Source organism: Paenibacillus sp. plas6, from assembly GCF_057221655.1.
In genome coordinates this window covers 2487501-2506283 of sequence record NZ_CM170151.1, presented here as the reverse complement: position 1 = coordinate 2506283, position 18783 = coordinate 2487501, and the positions used below count along the sequence as shown (strand labels likewise).

The window sequence follows — 18783 nt, the reverse complement described above, 5'->3', positions numbered from 1 at the left end:
CATCAAACAATTAACTATCATTTGGTAGTTAACCGTTTAACTTCGCAACTGTATCCCTGGAAACAACCTCTAAATCCACTTGTACTTGCTTTTCTACTTCTTTCTTATTGCCCTTAATCTGCTCAAGTAAAAGCTGTGCTGACAATCTACCTTTTTCTGCGATATTTTGTCTTACTGTAGTTAACGGCGGGAAAAACATTCCTGCCCAAGAGATATCATCAAAGCCGATAACAGATATATCCTCGGGAACCCGAAGGCCATTTTCCATAATACTTCGGATTATGCCAAACGCCATAATATCTGCAGTTGAAAATACGGCTGTAATTTCTGGATAATCACGTGCAATAATGCAACCAGAGTGATGCCCATGCTCAAACGAAACAGATTCCTCAAAAACATATTCCTTCTTAAACGGAATACCCGCTTCAGCAAGCGCACGTCGATATCCTAAATAGCGTTTTTCAACAACGCCATCTCGTTTAATGCTACCTGTAACGATGGCAATTTCTTTGTGACCATGTTCGATAAGATATTTCGTCGCCAAGTACCCGCCAAGCTCATCATCGATACCAACATTCGTAAAATAATTATCATGAATGTAGCTATCTACCAAAACAATCGGGATATTGGCTTGCTTGCATTCTTCATATAACTCTTCTGGATAAATTCCAATTAAAATCGCTCCATCCAAGTTTCTTGATACCGAAATATCAAGATAGGATTGCTCCTTCTCTACTCCTGCAAGCAGGACATGATAGCCCTCCTTCCTAACAGTCGCCTCAATATTGCTAATCATCTCGCTATAAAATGGATTGTCGAAAACAAGCTGACTACGATCTTCAGTTTGCGGAATAATGACTGCAATTAGCTGAGACTGATTTTTGGCAAGGCCTCTGGCAGACATACTTGGTATGTAATTTAGTGCTTTAATAGATTCATGAATTAATTCGATCGTTTCTGCCGAAACTTTATGCTCCTTACCATTTAATACATAAGAGACTGCTGCTATGGACACACCTGCGTGTTCTGCTACGTCACGTATTGTTATTTTCTTCCTCGACATCTAGGTACATCCCCTTAGTTAAGCGTTTAACTAGATTATAATAACGCTTTCAATATTTGTCAATTGTTTTTTTAAACGCTTAACTTGTAAAAAAATGTCGCTTATCGCAAAAATCTCATAAAAAAAACTATGAGCATTCCTCCGTAAGAATCTGATCGAATGAACCAATTCTCGGAGCAACGCTCATAGCCATCTCAATTTGCAATATTCAAAATTATGATTTTAAAATATCATGATCAACATAACGCTCGCCGTTTAGCTCACTAATGATGTTGATTGCTACTTTCGCACCATCACCTGCTGTAATAACAGCGTGCACACTTACCCCTGTAATTGTTCCTGCAGCCCATACTCCATCAACGTTGGTCTTGCCTTGTGCGTCTACTTCAACGATTGTTTTAATACGCGGCTCTGTACCAGGCTTTGTCGTAATACCAATTTTCTCAGCAAGGTCGACATGAATGCCGCTTGCTAGAATCACGTGCTTAGCGGTAATATTTTCTCCTGAGTCTAACGTAATCTGTAGTCCATCATTATTCCGCTCAATATTTGTTGCTGTAGCCACCTTATATTCCGCACCAAACTTTTTAAACTGCTTAATTCCAATATCAATTAGCTCTGGGCCTGAGATCTCTTCAATACCGTAGTAGTTCTCAAACCAAGCTCGCTTTGTCATTCCTTTGTCACTATCGATTACAATTGTTTTTTTGCCAGCTTTAGCTGTAAAAATAGCTGCACTTGCACCCGCAGGACCTGCTCCAATAATCGCTACTTCGTACATTGATCTCTACCCCTTTACAATATGATTTTTCATATCCATTATAATTCAAGCCCCCAGGTTTTAGCAAAAACAGTCACTAGTGAATATACAAAAAAACCACCAGCTACTGCTGATGGTTGAACATTCATTAACTGGTGCGCGTGGAGGGACTTGAACCCCCACGGTTTCCCGCTAGATCCTAAGTCTAGTGCGTCTGCCAATTCCGCCACACGCGCACGTTACATAATCATTATGAAGTTTTCAATTCATTAACTGGTGCGCGTGGAGGGACTTGAACCCCCACGGTCGCCCGCTAGATCCTAAGTCTAGTGCGTCTGCCAATTCCGCCACACGCGCACATTACATAATCATTATGAAGTTCTCAATTTATTAACTGGTGCGCGTGGAGGGACTTGAACCCCCACGGTCGCCCGCTAGATCCTAAGTCTAGTGCGTCTGCCAATTCCGCCACACGCGCACATCAAAAAATTGAGTACCTTTATAGAATACACAAATTTATTTCGAATGTCAACATTTTTTTAATCATTCATTCTAAATTACATAAAAAAAGCTTTGCTTGAACAGAAGTCATATTTCTGAACAAACAAAGCTTTTTAATTTATTCAAGGGGGGAGATTACATTATTTTTTTGCAACATATTTACGAATATCAAATGCAACGGCAACGACGATAATTGCACCTTTAATGATTAGCTGCCAGTTAGGGTTAACGCCGATATAAGTTAAACCATAGTTAATAACGGTGAAGATTAATACCCCGGCAACAATACCTTTAACACGACCTACGCCACCAGTTGTTGAAACACCACCAACTACGCAGGCTGCGATAGCGTCAAGTTCGTACATGTTACCATAGTTGTTAGATGCGCCACCTGTGCGTGCTGCTTCAAGCACACCTGCTAAACCATACAAAGCACCAGCAATTGCATATATCCACATTAAGTATTTTGCTACATTAATACCAGATACGTGAGCTGCTTGAATGTTACCGCCGATAGCGTACATATTTTTACCTAAGCGAGTTTTGTTAAAGATAACCCAAACGATAAATGCAACAAAAATTGCAATTAATACGATGTACGGTACAGAGAATTGACCAGAACCAATGCTTCCAGAACCAATTACGGTAAAGTCACTGCGCAGACCACCAATCGGTTGAGAATTATTTGGCTCCATATCGAAATAAAGTGAGTTAGCACCGTATACAGCTACCATCGTTCCTAGTGTTGCAATAAATGGAGGAACGTTAAACTTAGATACGATAAAACCGTTTAGTAAACCAATTAAAAAACCAACAAGAATCGCAATTGCGATTGGAATAACTACCCAAAGTTCCGGCAAGTTAGGGAAAAACTTAGCTCCATAATTCGGCATTTGCAGCATTGAAGCTGAAATAACTGCTGTTAAACCTACAACTCTACCTGCAGAAAGGTCAGTACCGGCTGTAATTAGTACAAACGCTGCACCTAATGCAATAATCAATCTTGTACTGGACTGAATTAAAATATCTTTAATTGTAATTATGGATAAGAAATTGGTATCGATAATGGTTATCCCGATAATTAAAGCAACGAGTACAAGCCAAATCACGTTTTGTGAAATTGCACCCTTTAACTTTAAGGCTGATGAATTATTGTTACTCATGTTATGGTCCTCCTATAAATCCTGCTGTTTATTTTCCAGTTTGTGCGGCAAGTCGCATTACACTTTCTTCATTTGCTTCATGACCTTCCAAAATACCTTTTAATCTTCCTTCAGACATAACCATTACTCGATCTGACATTCCTAATAACTCTGGCATTTCTGAAGAAATCATAATAATACTTTTGCCTTGCTTCGCAAGATCAATAATGATGCTATAAATTTCGTACTTAGCACCGATGTCAATTCCTCGCGTAGGTTCATCAAGCAATAGAATATCTGGATTCGTTAACAGCCAACGCGCTAGCAGCACTTTTTGCTGATTTCCTCCTGATAAGTTACGAATCAACTGGTCAATGCTCGGTGTTTTCGTTTTAAACTTAACAACACCTTTTTCAGCTTCTTCTCTCATTTTCTTATCGCTTAAGAAACCAAATTTGTTTTCATAAAGACCTAAGTTTGCAATTGCAGTATTATCCTTTACTGACAATACAGGGAAGATACCCGTAACGCGTCGCTCCTCTGTCAGCAATGCAATATTATGTTTGATAGCGTCACGTGGAGATTTGATTTTAATTTCTTCACCATCTTTAATAATTCGTCCAGATGCGATGGAACGTAAACCAAAGATTGCTTCAACTAGTTCCGTACGCTGTGCACCAACCAAACCGCCGATTCCTAAAATCTCTCCCTTGCGAAGTTCGAAGGAAACATCCTTAAACGAAGCAGGATTCGTAGAAGTTAGATTTTCAACTTTTAGCATCGTTTCGCCTGGTTTATTGGATCGTTCAGGGAAGCGGTCAGATAAATCACGACCGACCATTCTCGTAATAATTTCATCAATTGTGATCGTTTTAGCATCCCAAGTACCGATATATTTACCATCACGCATAATCGTGACTTCGTCAGATATACGCAAAATTTCTTCCATTTTGTGTGAAATATAAATAATCGATACACCGCGGTCTCTTAACTGATTTATAATGCGGAATAAGTGCTCAACTTCGTTTCCTGTTAATGAAGACGTTGGTTCATCCATAACGATAACCTTAGAATTAAAGGATACCGCCTTAGCAATTTCCAGTGATTGAATTTTAGAAACAGAAAGCTCACCAACTAATTGCTTAGGATCTATGTCCATACTTAAATCTTTTAACAATGCTTCCGTATCCTTCAGCATTTTTTTATGATCTATAAATCGGAAAGGTCCTACTCCCTTTTCCGGAAATCTTCCTAGCCATATGTTTTCCATAACGTTGCGTTGAGTTACTGGGTGCAACTCTTGGTGAATCATTGATACACCAGCAGCTAATGCGTCATTGGAATTGTTAATTTTAGCAAGTTCACCATCTATATAAATCTCACCTGAATCAGGAGAATATATACCAAAAAGGCATTTCATTAATGTCGATTTACCTGCTCCGTTTTCACCCATAAGAGCATGAACGGTACCGCGCTTCACCTTCAAAGTTACGTTATCTAACGCTTTTACTCCCGGAAAAGTTTTAGTTATACCATTAAGCTCTAATACATAAGGATGCTCTTGTCCCATCGTATAGCCTCCTGTACTGCTGTGTCATAGTTAGTTACTTATTAAATCAGTTTTAATTAAACATCGATTTTCTTAAAATCCATGTTAAAGGATTCCTCTAAGAACCTTACTTTAAGAAAAGAGCATTCTTAGAGGAATCCGCATCATTTAATTATTGTGCAGCATCATCTTTTGTTACTTTTTGATAAGGAATCCAAACGTATTTGCCATCTGTAATTTCATAACCAGTATTTTCTTTAGTTGGTGTTTCGCCGTTAGCTAGTACACGAAGCAATTCTACAGTAGCTTTACCTTGGTTCTCTGCATCATTCAATACAGTACCTAGCATTGTGCCATCTTTCAGTGCTTGTTGTGCAGCATCTGTAGCATCTACCCCTACAACCGGCATATATTTACCGTTTTGGAAGTAACCCGCTGCTTTCAATGCTTCAATCGCACCTAAAGCCATATCGTCATTGTTTGCAATAACTGCTTCAATTTTATCTCCTTTAGAAGATAGGAAAGCTGCCATTTTTTCTTGACCTTTAACGCGGTCCCACATAGCTGTATCTTCAGCAAGCAATTCAACTTGCACGCCAGCTTCTTCAATCGCTAACACAGAATATTTTGTACGAAGCTCAGCATCTTGGTGACCAGGTTCGCCTTTAATCATGACATATTGCAAAATACCGTCTCCGTTTTTATCTGCTTCAGGATTGTTTTTGAAGTAATCAGCCAAGATTTGACCTTGCATTGTACCGGATTCTTCAGCTTTTGCACCAACGAAATAAGTTTTATCCCATTTTGCTAAGTCATCAGCTAGAGGTTCACGGTTAATGAATACAACTGGAACGTTAGCATTTTTAGCTTTATCAACGATAACACCAGCAGCTGTACGGTCAACTGGGTTTACTGCGATCGCTTTCATTTTCTTTGTAATAAATAAGTCAACTTTATCGTTTTGTGTAGGCTGTGAGTTTTGGCTGTCTACAATATCAACTGAAATTTTACCAGCTGCAGCCGCACTAATCGCACTTCTAACGCCGCTCATAAATGTATCATCAAATTTGTAAATTGCTACACCTGTTTTTGGCAAATCTGATGAACTGCCTCCGCTGTTACTATTACCGCCGCCACAAGCTGCTGCTGTAACCGCCAAAGCACCGATTGTTAATGTTGCTAATAATTTTTTCATTATTAACTCCCCCTAAGTTGTAGAACATTTTGTGTTAGTCACTGTGTTTCATTAAGTGTATCTCATTTGTTATGGTTTTATTATGCTGATTTTTAAGGCTTAAATGAATATAAAAAAATCATGGTTTTTATTAAAATTCTAATATTTTTAATAAAACCATGATTTTTATGATGGAATTTTTGTATTCTCTTATAGATTATTTAGAGGAAACAGCAGCTTTTGATTTTGTAACCAGAACATATTTTCCTTTGTAATTATTTGAGGTGTCAAAATTTCAGCTGATGGAACTTTTTTACCTTTTGCCATATCATCTGCATATTGCAGAGCCAGGTAACCAAGATTGAAATAATTGTATATCAATAATGCATCTATTGTTTCGTCTTGGAGAAATTCAATAAGACTATTACTCTGCTCATAAGCTGCCATTTTTATATCCTGCGTTAAATTCATTTGCTTAACTAACTGAGCAACATCATATGCGCTTTGCGCATCTAAGGCGATAATCCCATCTAACTTTTTTTGCTGCAGCAGCATTTTAATTGTTTCTAAGCAGGATTCCGTATCATTTGCACAGCTTATATTGGCTTTAATGTCAATCGCTGAGTAGGTCGATAATTCATCTTCCGCTCCTTTGCTCATTAAATAACCGCTACTTCCTTGTTCGTGATAGCCGATTAATGCTACATTCCCTTTTTCCTCTAACAATGGGGCAATAAATCTTGCGGCCATCATTCCAGCAGCTTGATGATCAACGCCAATATATACTGAATCTGAATCATCAAGATCAACAGCATAGTCAGCTAATATAACAGGAATATGTTGCTTCTTAGCTTTTTCAATAAAGGTGTTCAAATCATCATGAACATAATCGCCAATAATAATTGAATCAGGATGCTCATTTAGTATGTTCATCAGTTCATTAGAATTAGGACGCAATGGATGAATAAATAGACTTACATTTAAATCCTCTCTCGCTGCTTGCATCCCTTGCATCCTTAAATTTTTATAATTAATTTTGTTAACATCTGTAATGTAGTGAATGGCTATTACTTTTTCTTCTTTTTGAAAAATACTCCAATCAAAAAGGGTTCTAAGAATCAGAAAACAAGCTATGCTCAGTAAAAATATATATAGTATTGTTATCCGACGTGTAAAAAATAAACGTAATCTTAGTTTCATGTCATTTATTCCCTTCATGACTTGTTTAAGCATGATTACTTTTTTCGATAACTGGTATCGGAATAGTAACTTTCGTACCTTCCTCTATTTCGCTTTCAAACTGCAGATTATACTGTTCTCCATAATAAAGATGAATGCGGCTTTGAACGTTATATATTCCTACGCCGGTTCCCTTTTTACTTTCGTATAATCCTGTTCTAATTTGATTTAATCGTTCTTCACTCATACCAAGTCCATTGTCCTCGACTGTAAATACAACTTGTCCATCGATAAGTTTTGCTGAAATAGAAATTAACCCTTTATCTACTGCCAGCTCAAAGCCATGTTTAATTGCATTTTCTACAATCGGTTGAATAATAAGTTTAAGCGTTAATAAATCAGCTACCTCATCATCCATTTCAATCACATAATCAAATTTATCCTTGTATCTAACTTGTTGTATTAGCAAATAATTTCGCACATGCTCAAGTTCTTCACGAATCGTAATTTCTGCTTTTCCTTTACCGATACTAATCCGAAATAACCTAGACAGGGCGGTAATAGTTTTAATCACTTCATCATTTTTATTGACGCCAACCATACTAACAAGCATATCCAACGTATTATATAAGAAATGTGGATTTATTTGTGCCTGTAATGCATCAAGCTCATGCTTTCTCTTTAATTCCTGCTCTTTGACAACCTTCTCCATTAATTCAGATATTGTGCTCATCATATGGTTAAATTGAACAGACAAATGTCTAATTTCTCGCGGATCGTAAGGTGAAGTTTGGATTTCTACTTTTCCTCCTAGATCGCCATAACCAATATCCTTCATTTTTCGCGCCAAGCTTTGTATCGGGTTAGAAATCCAGCGTGCAATTACACTAGAGATGACAATAACAATAAGGATAAACGCAATACCCAAATAAATGATAGGCTCTTTAAAAACTTTTTTTCCTAAAATTGTGCTCTCTACATCAATAATGCCGACAACTTTCCATCCTACATTGCCGATTGTTTGAATACTCATAATCTTCTCTTGCTTTTCTTTATCGTCATAAAAATAACTTCCATAAGGATGTTTAAGTGCTAATTCTACATTTTCTTCGATTACTCTTGTATAGACGAGTTCAAGTCGCGGATGATAAACCATATTTCCGCCTGATTCTTCTAAAACATAAAGATAACCTCTTGTGCCGTTTGCAATTTCTTTTAGCAAGCTTTCGATTTGATTAAAATTAACGTGCAGAACAAGAACACCTTCAATCATTTTGTCTTGCTTCACGAGCTGGACTGTCTTACTAAAAGATACCACCCAAGGATATTGTTCAAAATACATATTTAACACATGCGGTTGGGATATTTGCATATATCCCTTTCTGTTTTTTGCTGACTTATACCAATCCTCTTCAAGCGGATTGGCTGTCTCCTTCATCTTTACATTTGGCAGTCCAAATACCATATTCCCCTGCGTATCAATCAATGAGACGGAAACGATGTCTTTACGTGAAAATAATAAATTTTCAACATCATTTAATAACTGCTGATTGTTCAAATTTTGACTTTCCTCAAGCTTATGGTTAATCATATAAAATAATTGATTTGTAGATTCAATATAGTTTTCAAGAGATTGACTGGCTTTATTAACCAGTAATTGCGAGTCGTTTAAAATCATTTCATTCGTTTCTCTGGAAAAGTGTCCATATAACACTAATGTAATCACTAAAACGATTAATGCTGAAAACACAGTTAATGTTCTTAGCAAAATCGACTGAATGCTTGAATCCTTAGAAAACTTCATATGATTGTCCTCTGCTACTCTTTAATCGTATTTCGATACTCTTTTGCTGATAATCCAGCGAACTTTTTAAAGCTCATACTGAAATAGTTCGGATCAGAATACCCTACCATAGCTGCAATTTCAAAAGACTTTAGCTCGGTCGTTCTTAACAGTTCCATAGCTTTTTCCATCCGAATTTTTTTTAGGTAGGCACCGAACGTCATTTTTAATTCCTTTTTAAATAGAGCGCTAAAGTAACCTGTACTTATATGTAAATAGTCACATACTGTAGTTATAGACAGTTCACTATCGTGATAATTTTCCTTTACGTAATGAATAGCTTCCTCAATTATTTGCTTATACTTTGTTTCCCTGCCTTCTTCAATCTGTTCTCTAATTTGCTCACAGATTAATGCAAACCACGCCTTTGTTTCCTCAATCGACTGTAATCGATTAAAATAACTAATTAAACTCATTTCATCATGTTCCATTGAAGTATATGTTTTCATTAATTTAATAATCGTAACTAGCATCTCGTGCATATAGTAACGCTTGTTGGCCAGTGAAACATTTGCTTGTAAAACTTCATCAAAAATTTCAGTCAATAAAGTTGCAAGTTCGTCTTTAGTCCCTAGCTTTAAGGTACGTGTTAGTTGCTGTGCTTTAAAATCATCAAAAATAAAAGTGGATGGTGCACGCAACTCCATATCTTCGATATAGACAACACTGTTACTACCTAATAAGCTTCGATAATCGATCGCCATCAAAGCTCCTTCATACGAATATTTAAGTTTAGTTACATCATCAACAGGAGAGCCTATACCGATCATAACTTGTAAATTTAAATATCGATTGATGCTTTTCAACACTTCACCCATTGCTTTTTGAGTGATTTCAACTGCTGTTTGCTCATCATTTTGAGAAAAAACAGAAAGAAGCAGCAAATGATCTGAAAACACAAAAATATGACCTAAACCGTATTTTTCCCAAATTTCACTAGTAACATTATTTATTGCGAATAACTTTAAATCTAGATCTGAAGATTCAGCAAGCGATGAGCTTTTTGTTTGCTTAATTAATTCAGAATGGATCACTTCAATACAAGAAATAATATATAATCTTCCCTGTAAATTAACCTGATATTTTTCAGCTTTCTGAAGTACCTCTTCTTTATTTTGCACACGTGTTATAAGCGATGTTAAAAATTTTTCTTTTACAATCGGATAAGAAAGACGATAATGCTCCTCCAATTGCTTCATGTTACTGTGACGTTCACGTTCTGCCTCTAGCTCAGATAATAACTGTTGAATGGTGCTGACTAGTTCTTCTGCAGTGACTGGCTTTAACATATAAGCATCTACATGAATACGCAGTGCTTCCTTGGCATATTCAAATTCATCCAATCCAGATAAAATTATAATTTTTGTCAGTGGGTATTGTTTTTTTACCCAAGTTGCTAGCTCTAGTCCATTAATGTATGGCATATTTATATCCGTAATTAAAAGGTCTGGTTCAATGCTCTCCAACATTTCAATGGCCTCAGCACCATTTGCGGCAAGTATTGGCTCATTAAACATTTGAGACTTCCAATCAATTTTACTTTTCATTCCTTCTCTGATTTCGATTTCATCGTCTACGAATAAACATGTATACATTTATTATTCACCTCAGTTGGCTAGTTACGTCACTTTTTAACCGTTCAAGTTTTTAACAGTTCAATCAATCTTTATTGTTTTAGCAACCAGTAATGCTTATTCATTTTCTGCTCATTAATAAAAGAGCCTGGGACAAAACTTGTCTCTTAAAACAAGCAAACGGTGAAATCTGTTCAAAGATTTCACCGTTTGCTCATTTTAGGCTCTGTTTTTCTAATGCTATGCTACGTTCGTAGCACATATTTCCTTAAGTTTACTGCCATTAAGGCAAGTCCAATCTCATGCTCAACTTTCCGTTTTCCTCGAACTGAAAAGCGAGTGAAACCTAAATTAGCCTTCAAGAATCCAAAAACTGGTTCTACGTCAATTTTTCGTTGACGGTAGATCTCCCCTGTTTTTTCTCCTGAAAGCTGCTCTCTTACATAGGTTTTTTGTTGTTCCCAACGTGCATTGATCATCAGTTGTCGGTGTCTTCCTTCTTGTGCTTTCGTACATGAGGATCGGAAAGGACATCCTGTACAATCCGCACAAGCATAGATCTTGAATTGTCGCTCAAACCCATCTTTATCTTTGCGTATGGTATAGCGTTGAAACGTTAGTTCCTGTCCATTTGGACAAAGATAACGATCCTTTTCGGCATCATAGTGCCAGTTACTTGTTTGAAATGGATCGGTTTTAGACTTTCTCTTTTGCTCACGCTCATACATCGTATACTTTATTAATGGAACACGCTTGCGCTTCGTGATCACATCCTCATAGTTTTGCTCACTTCCATATCCGGCATCCGCTACGATATAGGTAGGCAAGTCAAAATAATGGGTTTCAATTTCATCAAGAAAAGGAATAAGCGTCTTGGTGTCCGTTGGATTGGAATAGATACCATAAGCCAGTGTGTATTGTCCTTCGGTTGCAATTTGTACATTGTATCCAGGCTTCAATTGTCCATTCTTCATGTAGTCATCTTTCATTCGCATGAAGGTTGCATCAGGATCGGTTTTGGAATAACTGTTGCGCTTTCCGAATCGTTGTTGATGAAGCTTGTACATGTTTTTTCGTTCCATCCAATCACGGACTTGCTTGAGTAGTTGTTTTGGTGCTTTTCGCTTGCTTCGTAATTGTTTTCGTTCACTCGTATCTTCGGATGCTGCGATCTTTTCTGTATAGCTTTCAACCACTCGCTCAAGGTGTTCTGCGATCTCCAGTAAGTTTTCCGTAGAGAGTTCTTGCTCATGTTCAAGCTCTGGAATGATCTTTTGTTCCAATAACTCGTTGTACAGTTGATTCGACTTTTCAATGAGCCGAGCATGATGTTTGTCCACGGCTTTTTTCCATACAAAGGTGAACTTATTCGCATTGGCTTCAATTTTGGTTCCATCAATGAACATCGCTTCTTGGGTAATGATCTTTTCTTCCACTAACTTCGAGCGAAATTGAACGAAGCACTGGCGGAGTAAGTCTTTCATCACAGGATGAACACGGAAACGATTAATCGTACGGTAGCAAGGTTCATAGCCTTGAGCTAACCACATCATCCGAATACTGTCTTTCGTAAGAGCTTCAATTTTACGACCAGAAAAGGCAGATTGAGTGTAGCCGCATAGAATGATCTTGAGCATCATGCGCGGATGATAGGCTGGACAACCGTCACGACGAACAAACGAACGAAACGCTTCATCTGGAATACTTTCGACCAAATGATGAATGGCAAATGCGATATCATGTTTATCTAATTTAACTTCTAAATTTAGAGGCAAAACTAATTGATTCATGTTATAATCTTTAAACATAAGGAACACCTTTCTTTTGAAATTTTTGGGGTGAGATACTTAAATTTTAACAGAAAGTGTTCCTTTTGTATGTAAAAAATGAACTCCTGGCATTCTACTTTGTAGAGCACCAGGAGTTTTCTTTCATTTAGCTGGGTTTTGTCCCAGGCTCGAATATTGCTAATAAATACCTATATAACATACATGAAATTGACAACTGCGTCAATATCAATATGCTCTACAGATTATTTTCTTTATTTTTGGGATGTTAATTAGATTCCGTTGTTGCCGCTACCTTATATTTAATAATCTCACTGCCGAGAATAGGACTATCTCCGTTTGGAGGTCCTTGATTAGCATGTGCTTGTTTGAACAGATCACTATTTCTCCATGCTTCGAATTGCTCGTAGTTTTCCCAGTACATATTTACATCCATAATTTCATAGTCTTCATGCTCGGTTACAAGCACCTCTACCTTATGGAACCCTTCTAAATCATGCAATGGACTTGGAGCAGTAAATCTAGGAGCCATTTTCTCTGCAAATCCTGGTTTTAATTTAATTCGATTTGTTACGATAATCATAACAACACTCCTTAATGCAAAGTAAATTTAATGGAGCAAACGATTAATGTGATAAAACTTTTTCCTTTTGCTGCATTAATATTCCGTCTTCTATACGATAAATCTTATCACAATATGAAAGCAAACGCTCATCATGTGTAACCATAATCGCAGCCTTTTGCCGATCTTTAACTTCTTGTGCAATTAGCTGTACAACCTCATGTGCACGGGCAGTATCAAGGCTAGCAGTTGGCTCATCGGCAAGTAATACAGAAGGATCATTCATAAATGCTCGCGCAATAGCAGTACGCTGTTTTTCACCACCAGAAAGTTGCTCTGGATATGATTTTAATTTATTGCCTAATCCAAGTTTAGTTAAAATTTCTTTTGCTCGCTCAACATCTGCAGCACTTACTTTTCCCTTCATTCGTTTAACAGCTAGCAGTTGATCTGTAGTATTTAAGAAAGGGATCAGGTTGCTCGATTGAAAAATAAAGCCGATTTCATCTAAACGAATTTCAGTAAGCTGCTTAGCATTTAGCTTATCAATAGCTTTGCCATTGATAACGACGCTTCCTGAGCTTGGCTGAAGCAATGCTCCTGCTATAGATAAAAATGTACTTTTCCCTGAACCAGAAGGACCGATTACAGCTACGAATTCACCTTTGTTTAATGAAAAGTCAACGTTTTTAACGCTGTAACAGTTTGTTCCCCTTGTAAATAGGTTTTAGATACTTGTGTGAATGTTAGAATAGACATTATTCAACCCTCCCAATCGCAATAAGCGGATCGATCTTTTTCATTCTGCGAATTGATAAAACGGAACTTAGGGTACATATAATTAGCAAGGCTAGTCCATAAATAATGACTAATTTAGTATCTAAATCAAATGGCATACCAGCTGGGAACACCATAGCAGTTAAATAAGTAATGATTATACCGATAACAATGCTTACCAATGAAAGTAAAAATACTTGCGATACAATCATTTTGCTTAAGAATGATTGACTAGCACCTAGTGCTTTCATAACACCTAGTTGATTTGTTTTTTGCAACGTTAATACATAGAAAAATACTGCTAAGATACAAGCGGAAATTACAAGCAAAAATACTAACATCATTGTTATCGTTCCGCTTTCTTCAATATAACCTGGCATACCTCTTACGGCTGCTCCCTTAGTTACTACCTCAACACCCTTAAAATTAGCTTGAATTTGCTCTGGATCAATATCTTTACCTTGCAACATTATCGCATTAACTGGATTTGAAACATTGTGATCTGAGCCTGGAGCTGCAAAAGCTGCTGTTCTCCACTTTTCCATCGTTGCAAAAACTGCTGGCATATGGTTGTAAGTTTCATTACGTACAAAACCAACAATTGTAAACTGCTCTACAGATCCTTCAATGGAAATTGTATCTCCGATTGCAAAACCTTCATCCTTTAAAGTATCATTTACGATGACGCCCATATTATCGTTAGCGTCAAGCGGCTTGCCTTCTACTATTTCAGGCTCTAAAAAGCTGCCTGGCTGTACTGCGATAATAGTTATATCAGTTTTTAAAACCTCATCGTCAACATTTCTAACAATAGTAGCCGTTAATTGTCCCATTGCAGATGCATCTTCCACATTTGGTTGCTTTAATAGCTCTGTTATTAAATCTTCACTAATAACTGAACGACTCATCGATGAACGTGAGCCTTCCTCAAACATTACATAATTGGCATCAACGTTTTTCATTGTAGCTGCTGCTAAAGTTGATAAGCCGTTACCTAGACCAGATAAAATAAATACTAGCCATGAAATTAAAATTGTGATAACCGCAATCATAACAAATCTCGATTTGCCATGCTGTAGCTCTTTCAATGCTAAATACAATTTTGTTCACTCTTTATATAGTCAGATTTGACTATTCAAGTATAGACTATAATCTGTTTCATTTCAATTATGATTAGTCAAATTTGACGGATTTATACACAAGAGTGACAAAACAATGAAATTTTCCATAAAAGCAAAAAAAGAGCCCTTTCGTTTTATGAAAAGACTCTTATAAATGTTTCTTACCTAATTGTTGTAACGCTTCCTCAAGAAATTGAATTTCTGCCTGAAGCATGATCAGCTTATGTCGTATGACTAAATTAACCCCTTGTGTGGTAACATGCTGAGGAACATTAGTATACTGCTCAATCATTTTTTTATTTTTTTCTAGACGCAGAGTAAGAGACTTTAGCGCTTGCTCTTGTGATAAAAAGTCAATAAACATTAGTCCCACATCACCTTTATAGTGATATGTCTCAGACTCTGTTAAGTTGTCCATAAGCAATTCGAAGAAGTAAGCTCTACCTTTATCATTAATCGCATAAACTTTACGAGGTGGACGGTTGCCCTCTTGCTCATGTTCTATGTCAATATAACCATTCGCATTAAGCTTATCTAAAGTTGCATAAGCAGTTGGTTTTTTCATATCGGTAATGGAGCTTAGATTTTTCTCTATAAAATCATTTATTTGATACCCATGCTGACGCTGGCGCATTAATAGCCCAAGCAATATTAATGATCGTTGTTTCAAACTGCTCAGCTCCTTTCCTTGCGCTTAACCTATTTTCTCTTAAATAAAAAAAAAACGTCAACGTTCATCCTGCAATATTTCACTGCATATTACTCTATAATTACAAAAAAACCACCAGATTTCTCTGGTGGAGTTAATTTTATAAATGGTGCGCGTGGAGGGACTTGAACCCCCACGGTCGCCCGCTAGATCCTAAGTCTAGTGCGTCTGCCAATTCCGCCACACGCGCACAAAATGGTGAGCCATGAAGGACTCGAACCTTCGACACCCTGATTAAAAGTCAGGTGCTCTACCAACTGAGCTAATGGCTCTCAAAGAGAAAATGGCTGGGGATCAAGGATTCGAACCTTGGAATGACGGAGTCAAAGTCCGTTGCCTTACCGCTTGGCTAATCCCCAATATTTATAATGGTGGAGGATGACGGGATCGAACCGCCGACCCTCTGCTTGTAAGGCAGATGCTCTCCCAGCTGAGCTAATCCTCCGTAAGGGATAGTTTATCCAAAAAAACAACATTTATTAAAGCTTTTCAGTAGTGCTTAATTAAAATTGGTGACCCGTAGGGGATTCGAACCCCTGTTACCTCCGTGAAAGGGAGGTGTCTTAACCCCTTGACCAACGGGCCATATTATCTAGCTTGTCCAACCATGAGGAAAATGGAGCTCTCAACCGGGATCGAACCGGTGACCTCATCCTTACCATGGATGCACTCTACCGACTGAGCTATGAGAGCAAATGGCTCCCCGAACAGGACTCGAACCTGTGACAACTCGATTAACAGTCGAGTGCTCTACCGACTGAGCTATCAGGGAACATTTTATCGCTCACAAACAGCTTAAGTAGCTGCCTGAAGGCTTGCACCCTCAAAACTGGATAGAAAGTTTCTCATCTTACGAATCATTTAGGATAAGCCCTCGACCGATTAGTACTGGTCAGCTCCATGCATTGCTGCACTTCCACCCCCAGCCTATCTACCTCGTCGTCTTCAAGGGGTCTTACTACTTGGGAAATCTCATCTTGAGGGGGGCTTCACGCTTAGATGCTTTCAGCGCTTATCCCTTCCGTACTTGGCTACCCAGCGGTGCTTCTGGCGAAACAACTGGTACACCAGCGGTACGTCCATCCCGGTCCTCTCGTACTAAGGACAGCTCCTCTCAAATTTCCTACGCCCGCGACAGATAGGGACCGAACTGTCTCACGACGTTCTGAACCCAGCTCGCGTACCGCTTTAATGGGCGAACAGCCCAACCCTTGGGACCTACTTCAGCCCCAGGATGCGATGAGCCGACATCGAGGTGCCAAACCTCCCCGTCGATGTGGACTCTTGGGGGAGATAAGCCTGTTATCCCCAGGGTAGCTTTTATCCGTTGAGCGATGGCCCTTCCATTCGGTACCACCGGATCACTAAGCCCGACTTTCGTCCCTGCTCGACTTGTGGGTCTCGCAGTCAAGCTCCCTTCTGCCTTTACACTCTTCGAATGATTTCCAACCATTCTGAGGGAACCTTTGGGCGCCTCCGTTACGCTTTAGGAGGCGACCGCCCCAGTCAAACTGCCCACCTGACACGGTCCCTTCGCCCGATTCAGGGCGACAGGTTAGAACTCCGATACGATCAGGGTGGTATCCCAACGGCGCCTCCACACAAGCTGGCGCTCATGCTTCCTAGGCTCCCACCTATCCTGTACAGATCGTACCAAAGTCCAATATCAAGCTGCAGTAAAGCTCCATGGGGTCTTTCCGTCTTGTCGCGGGTAACCTGCATCTTCACAGGTATTAAAATTTCACCGGATCTCTCGTTGAGACAGCGCCCAATTCGTTACGCCATTCGTGCGGGTCAGAATTTACCTGACAAGGAATTTCGCTACCTTAGGACCGTTATAGTTACGGCCGCCGTTTACTGGGGCTTCGGTTCATAGCTTCGGCTTACGCCTAACCATTCCCCTTAACCTTCCAGCACCGGGCAGGCGTCAGCCCGTATACGTCGTCTTACGACTTTGCACAGACCTGTGTTTTTGCTAAACAGTCGATTGGGCCTTTTCACTGCGGCCCCCTCGGGCTATTCACCCTACCGGGGCACCCCTTCTCCCGAAGTTACGGGGTCATTTTGCCGAGTTCCTTAACGAGAGTTCTTCCGCGCGCCTTAGCATGCTCTGCTCGCCTACCTGTGTCGGTTTGCGGTACGGGCACCTTCGTCTCACTAGAGGCTTTTCTTGGCAGCCTGAACTCATGACCTTCGCTACTGCAATTTTCGCTCCCCATCACAGCCCAGCCTTTCGATGAGCGGATTTGCCTACTCACCAGCCTCACTGCTTGGACGGACATCCATCAGTCCGCGTCACTATCCTTCTGCGTCACCCCTTCGCTCAAACAACTACGGTGGTACAGGAATTTCAACCTGTTGTCCTTCCACTACGCCTTTCGGCCTCGCGTTAGGTCCCGACTTACCCTGAGTGGACGAGCCTTCCTCAGGAACCCTTAGGCTTACGGCGGATAGGATTCTCACCTATCTTTTCGTTACTCATACCGGCATTCTCACTTGAATACAGTCCACCACTCCTTACGGTATGACTTCAACCCGTATTCAACGCTCCCCTACCCAATTCGTAGGCTTCACTTCAACTTCGATGGTTTGTGTTTAGCTGAAGAACATACATTTAGTCGAATTCTTGAACAACCTTAGCGGTTGATTTCGACGAATGTTAATCGTCGCTAAACACTTCTTCAAAGAAGAAGTGAAACCTACGACTTGCCATAGCTTCGGCGGTGTGTTTAGCCCCGTTACATTTTCGGCGCAGAGTCACTCGACCAGTGAGCTATTACGCACTCTTTAAATGGTGGCTGCTTCTAAGCCAACATCCTGGTTGTCTGTGCAACTCCACATCCTTTCCCACTTAACACACACTTGGGGGCCTTAGCTGATGATCTGGGCTGTTTCCCTCTTGACAATGGATCTTAGCACTCACTGTCTGACTCCTGGATATATATCGATGGCATTCGGAGTTTGACTAGACTTGGTAACCCTCGCGGGCCCCGCACCCAATCAGTGCTCTACCTCCATGATACTCGACTCCAAGGCTAGCCC

At 39.3% G+C, this 18783-nt stretch carries 12 protein-coding genes, 10 tRNA genes, 1 rRNA gene and 1 pseudogene (1 of these 24 cut by a window edge); all 24 read right to left on the bottom strand.

Annotation, left to right across the window (positions count from 1 at the left end):
* Positions 1-28: 28 nt before the first annotated feature.
* Positions 29-1063, bottom strand: a complete 1035-nt coding sequence (locus AC2TDL_RS11330) for a LacI family DNA-binding transcriptional regulator (protein WP_484696226.1) — start codon at positions 1061-1063, stop codon at positions 29-31.
* Between the two features lie 214 nt (positions 1064-1277).
* Positions 1278-1844 (bottom strand): FAD-dependent oxidoreductase, encoded by a 567-nt coding sequence (locus tag AC2TDL_RS11325; RefSeq protein WP_484696225.1) that lies wholly within the window; start codon positions 1842-1844, stop codon positions 1278-1280.
* A gap of 132 nt (positions 1845-1976) precedes the next feature.
* A tRNA-Leu gene (locus AC2TDL_RS11320) sits at positions 1977-2059 on the bottom strand.
* A gap of 38 nt (positions 2060-2097) precedes the next feature.
* Positions 2098-2180, bottom strand: a tRNA-Leu gene (locus tag AC2TDL_RS11315).
* Positions 2181-2218: 38 nt separating this feature from the next.
* Positions 2219-2301: transfer RNA gene (locus tag AC2TDL_RS11310), tRNA-Leu, on the bottom strand.
* Between the two features lie 163 nt (positions 2302-2464).
* A complete protein-coding gene (gene mglC / locus AC2TDL_RS11305) occupies positions 2465-3487 on the bottom strand; it encodes a galactose/methyl galactoside ABC transporter permease MglC (RefSeq protein WP_484696224.1) in 1023 nt (340 codons plus the stop codon).
* Between the two features lie 28 nt (positions 3488-3515).
* On the bottom strand, positions 3516-5036 hold the full coding sequence (locus AC2TDL_RS11300; RefSeq protein ID WP_484696223.1) for a sugar ABC transporter ATP-binding protein: 1521 nt from the start codon (positions 5034-5036) through the stop codon (positions 3516-3518).
* Positions 5037-5187: 151 nt separating this feature from the next.
* Positions 5188-6210 (bottom strand): galactose ABC transporter substrate-binding protein, encoded by a 1023-nt coding sequence (locus AC2TDL_RS11295; protein ID WP_484696222.1) that lies wholly within the window; start codon positions 6208-6210, stop codon positions 5188-5190.
* Positions 6211-6399: 189 nt separating this feature from the next.
* A complete protein-coding gene (locus tag AC2TDL_RS11290; protein WP_484696221.1) occupies positions 6400-7194 on the bottom strand; it encodes a substrate-binding domain-containing protein in 795 nt (264 codons plus the stop codon).
* 220 nt (positions 7195-7414) lie between these two features.
* Positions 7415-9172 carry a sensor histidine kinase gene (locus tag AC2TDL_RS11285; protein WP_484696220.1) on the bottom strand — a complete coding sequence of 586 codons (1758 nt, stop codon included), beginning with the start codon at positions 9170-9172 and terminating at the stop codon, positions 7415-7417.
* 14 nt (positions 9173-9186) lie between these two features.
* Positions 9187-10806, bottom strand: coding sequence for a response regulator (locus tag AC2TDL_RS11280; RefSeq protein ID WP_484696219.1), 1620 nt, complete (start codon positions 10804-10806; stop codon positions 9187-9189).
* 239 nt (positions 10807-11045) lie between these two features.
* Positions 11046-12593: pseudogene (locus AC2TDL_RS11275) on the bottom strand (IS1182 family transposase); the annotation flags it as partial.
* 247 nt (positions 12594-12840) lie between these two features.
* Complete coding sequence (locus tag AC2TDL_RS11270) at positions 12841-13155, bottom strand: heme oxygenase (protein WP_484696218.1); 315 nt, start codon at positions 13153-13155, stop codon at positions 12841-12843.
* Positions 13156-13198: 43 nt separating this feature from the next.
* Positions 13199-13780, bottom strand: coding sequence for an ABC transporter ATP-binding protein (locus tag AC2TDL_RS11265; RefSeq protein WP_484701147.1), 582 nt, complete (start codon positions 13778-13780; stop codon positions 13199-13201).
* A gap of 112 nt (positions 13781-13892) precedes the next feature.
* A complete protein-coding gene (locus tag AC2TDL_RS11260) occupies positions 13893-15011 on the bottom strand; it encodes an ABC transporter permease (protein WP_484696217.1) in 1119 nt (372 codons plus the stop codon).
* Between the two features lie 169 nt (positions 15012-15180).
* Entirely contained in the window at positions 15181-15702 is a 522-nt protein-coding gene (locus AC2TDL_RS11255) for a PadR family transcriptional regulator (protein WP_484696216.1), read from the bottom strand.
* A 146-nt stretch (positions 15703-15848) separates the two neighbouring features.
* Positions 15849-15931 (bottom strand) — tRNA-Leu (locus AC2TDL_RS11250).
* Positions 15932-15937: 6 nt separating this feature from the next.
* Positions 15938-16013 (bottom strand) — tRNA-Lys (locus AC2TDL_RS11245).
* 12 nt (positions 16014-16025) lie between these two features.
* Positions 16026-16100, bottom strand: a tRNA-Gln gene (locus tag AC2TDL_RS11240).
* A gap of 10 nt (positions 16101-16110) precedes the next feature.
* Positions 16111-16186 (bottom strand) — tRNA-Val (locus tag AC2TDL_RS11235).
* Positions 16187-16251: 65 nt separating this feature from the next.
* Positions 16252-16326 (bottom strand) — tRNA-Glu (locus tag AC2TDL_RS11230).
* Between the two features lie 32 nt (positions 16327-16358).
* Positions 16359-16434: transfer RNA gene (locus AC2TDL_RS11225), tRNA-Thr, on the bottom strand.
* 3 nt (positions 16435-16437) lie between these two features.
* Positions 16438-16513, bottom strand: a tRNA-Asn gene (locus AC2TDL_RS11220).
* 90 nt (positions 16514-16603) lie between these two features.
* Positions 16604-18783: ribosomal RNA gene (locus AC2TDL_RS11215) — 23S ribosomal RNA — on the bottom strand (it continues 878 nt past the right edge of the window).

Bases quoted from the DNA above. Each gene is read 5' to 3' on its own strand.
- AC2TDL_RS11290 (WP_484696221.1), bottom strand. From the start codon at position 7,194: ATGCAAGCAGCGAGAGAGGATTTAAATGTAAGTCTATTTATTCATCCA.
- AC2TDL_RS11330 (WP_484696226.1), bottom strand. From the start codon at position 1,063: ATGTCGAGGAAGAAAATAACAATACGTGACGTAGCAGAACACGCAGGT.
- AC2TDL_RS11300 (WP_484696223.1), bottom strand. From the start codon at position 5,036: ATGGGACAAGAGCATCCTTATGTATTAGAGCTTAATGGTATAACTAAA.
- mglC (WP_484696224.1), bottom strand. From the start codon at position 3,487: ATGAGTAACAATAATTCATCAGCCTTAAAGTTAAAGGGTGCAATTTCA.
- AC2TDL_RS11280 (WP_484696219.1), bottom strand. From the start codon at position 10,806: ATGTATACATGTTTATTCGTAGACGATGAAATCGAAATCAGAGAAGGA.
- AC2TDL_RS11295 (WP_484696222.1), bottom strand. From the start codon at position 6,210: ATGAAAAAATTATTAGCAACATTAACAATCGGTGCTTTGGCGGTTACA.
- AC2TDL_RS11285 (WP_484696220.1), bottom strand. From the start codon at position 9,172: ATGAAGTTTTCTAAGGATTCAAGCATTCAGTCGATTTTGCTAAGAACA.
- AC2TDL_RS11270 (WP_484696218.1), bottom strand. From the start codon at position 13,155: ATGATTATCGTAACAAATCGAATTAAATTAAAACCAGGATTTGCAGAG.
- AC2TDL_RS11325 (WP_484696225.1), bottom strand. From the start codon at position 1,844: ATGTACGAAGTAGCGATTATTGGAGCAGGTCCTGCGGGTGCAAGTGCA.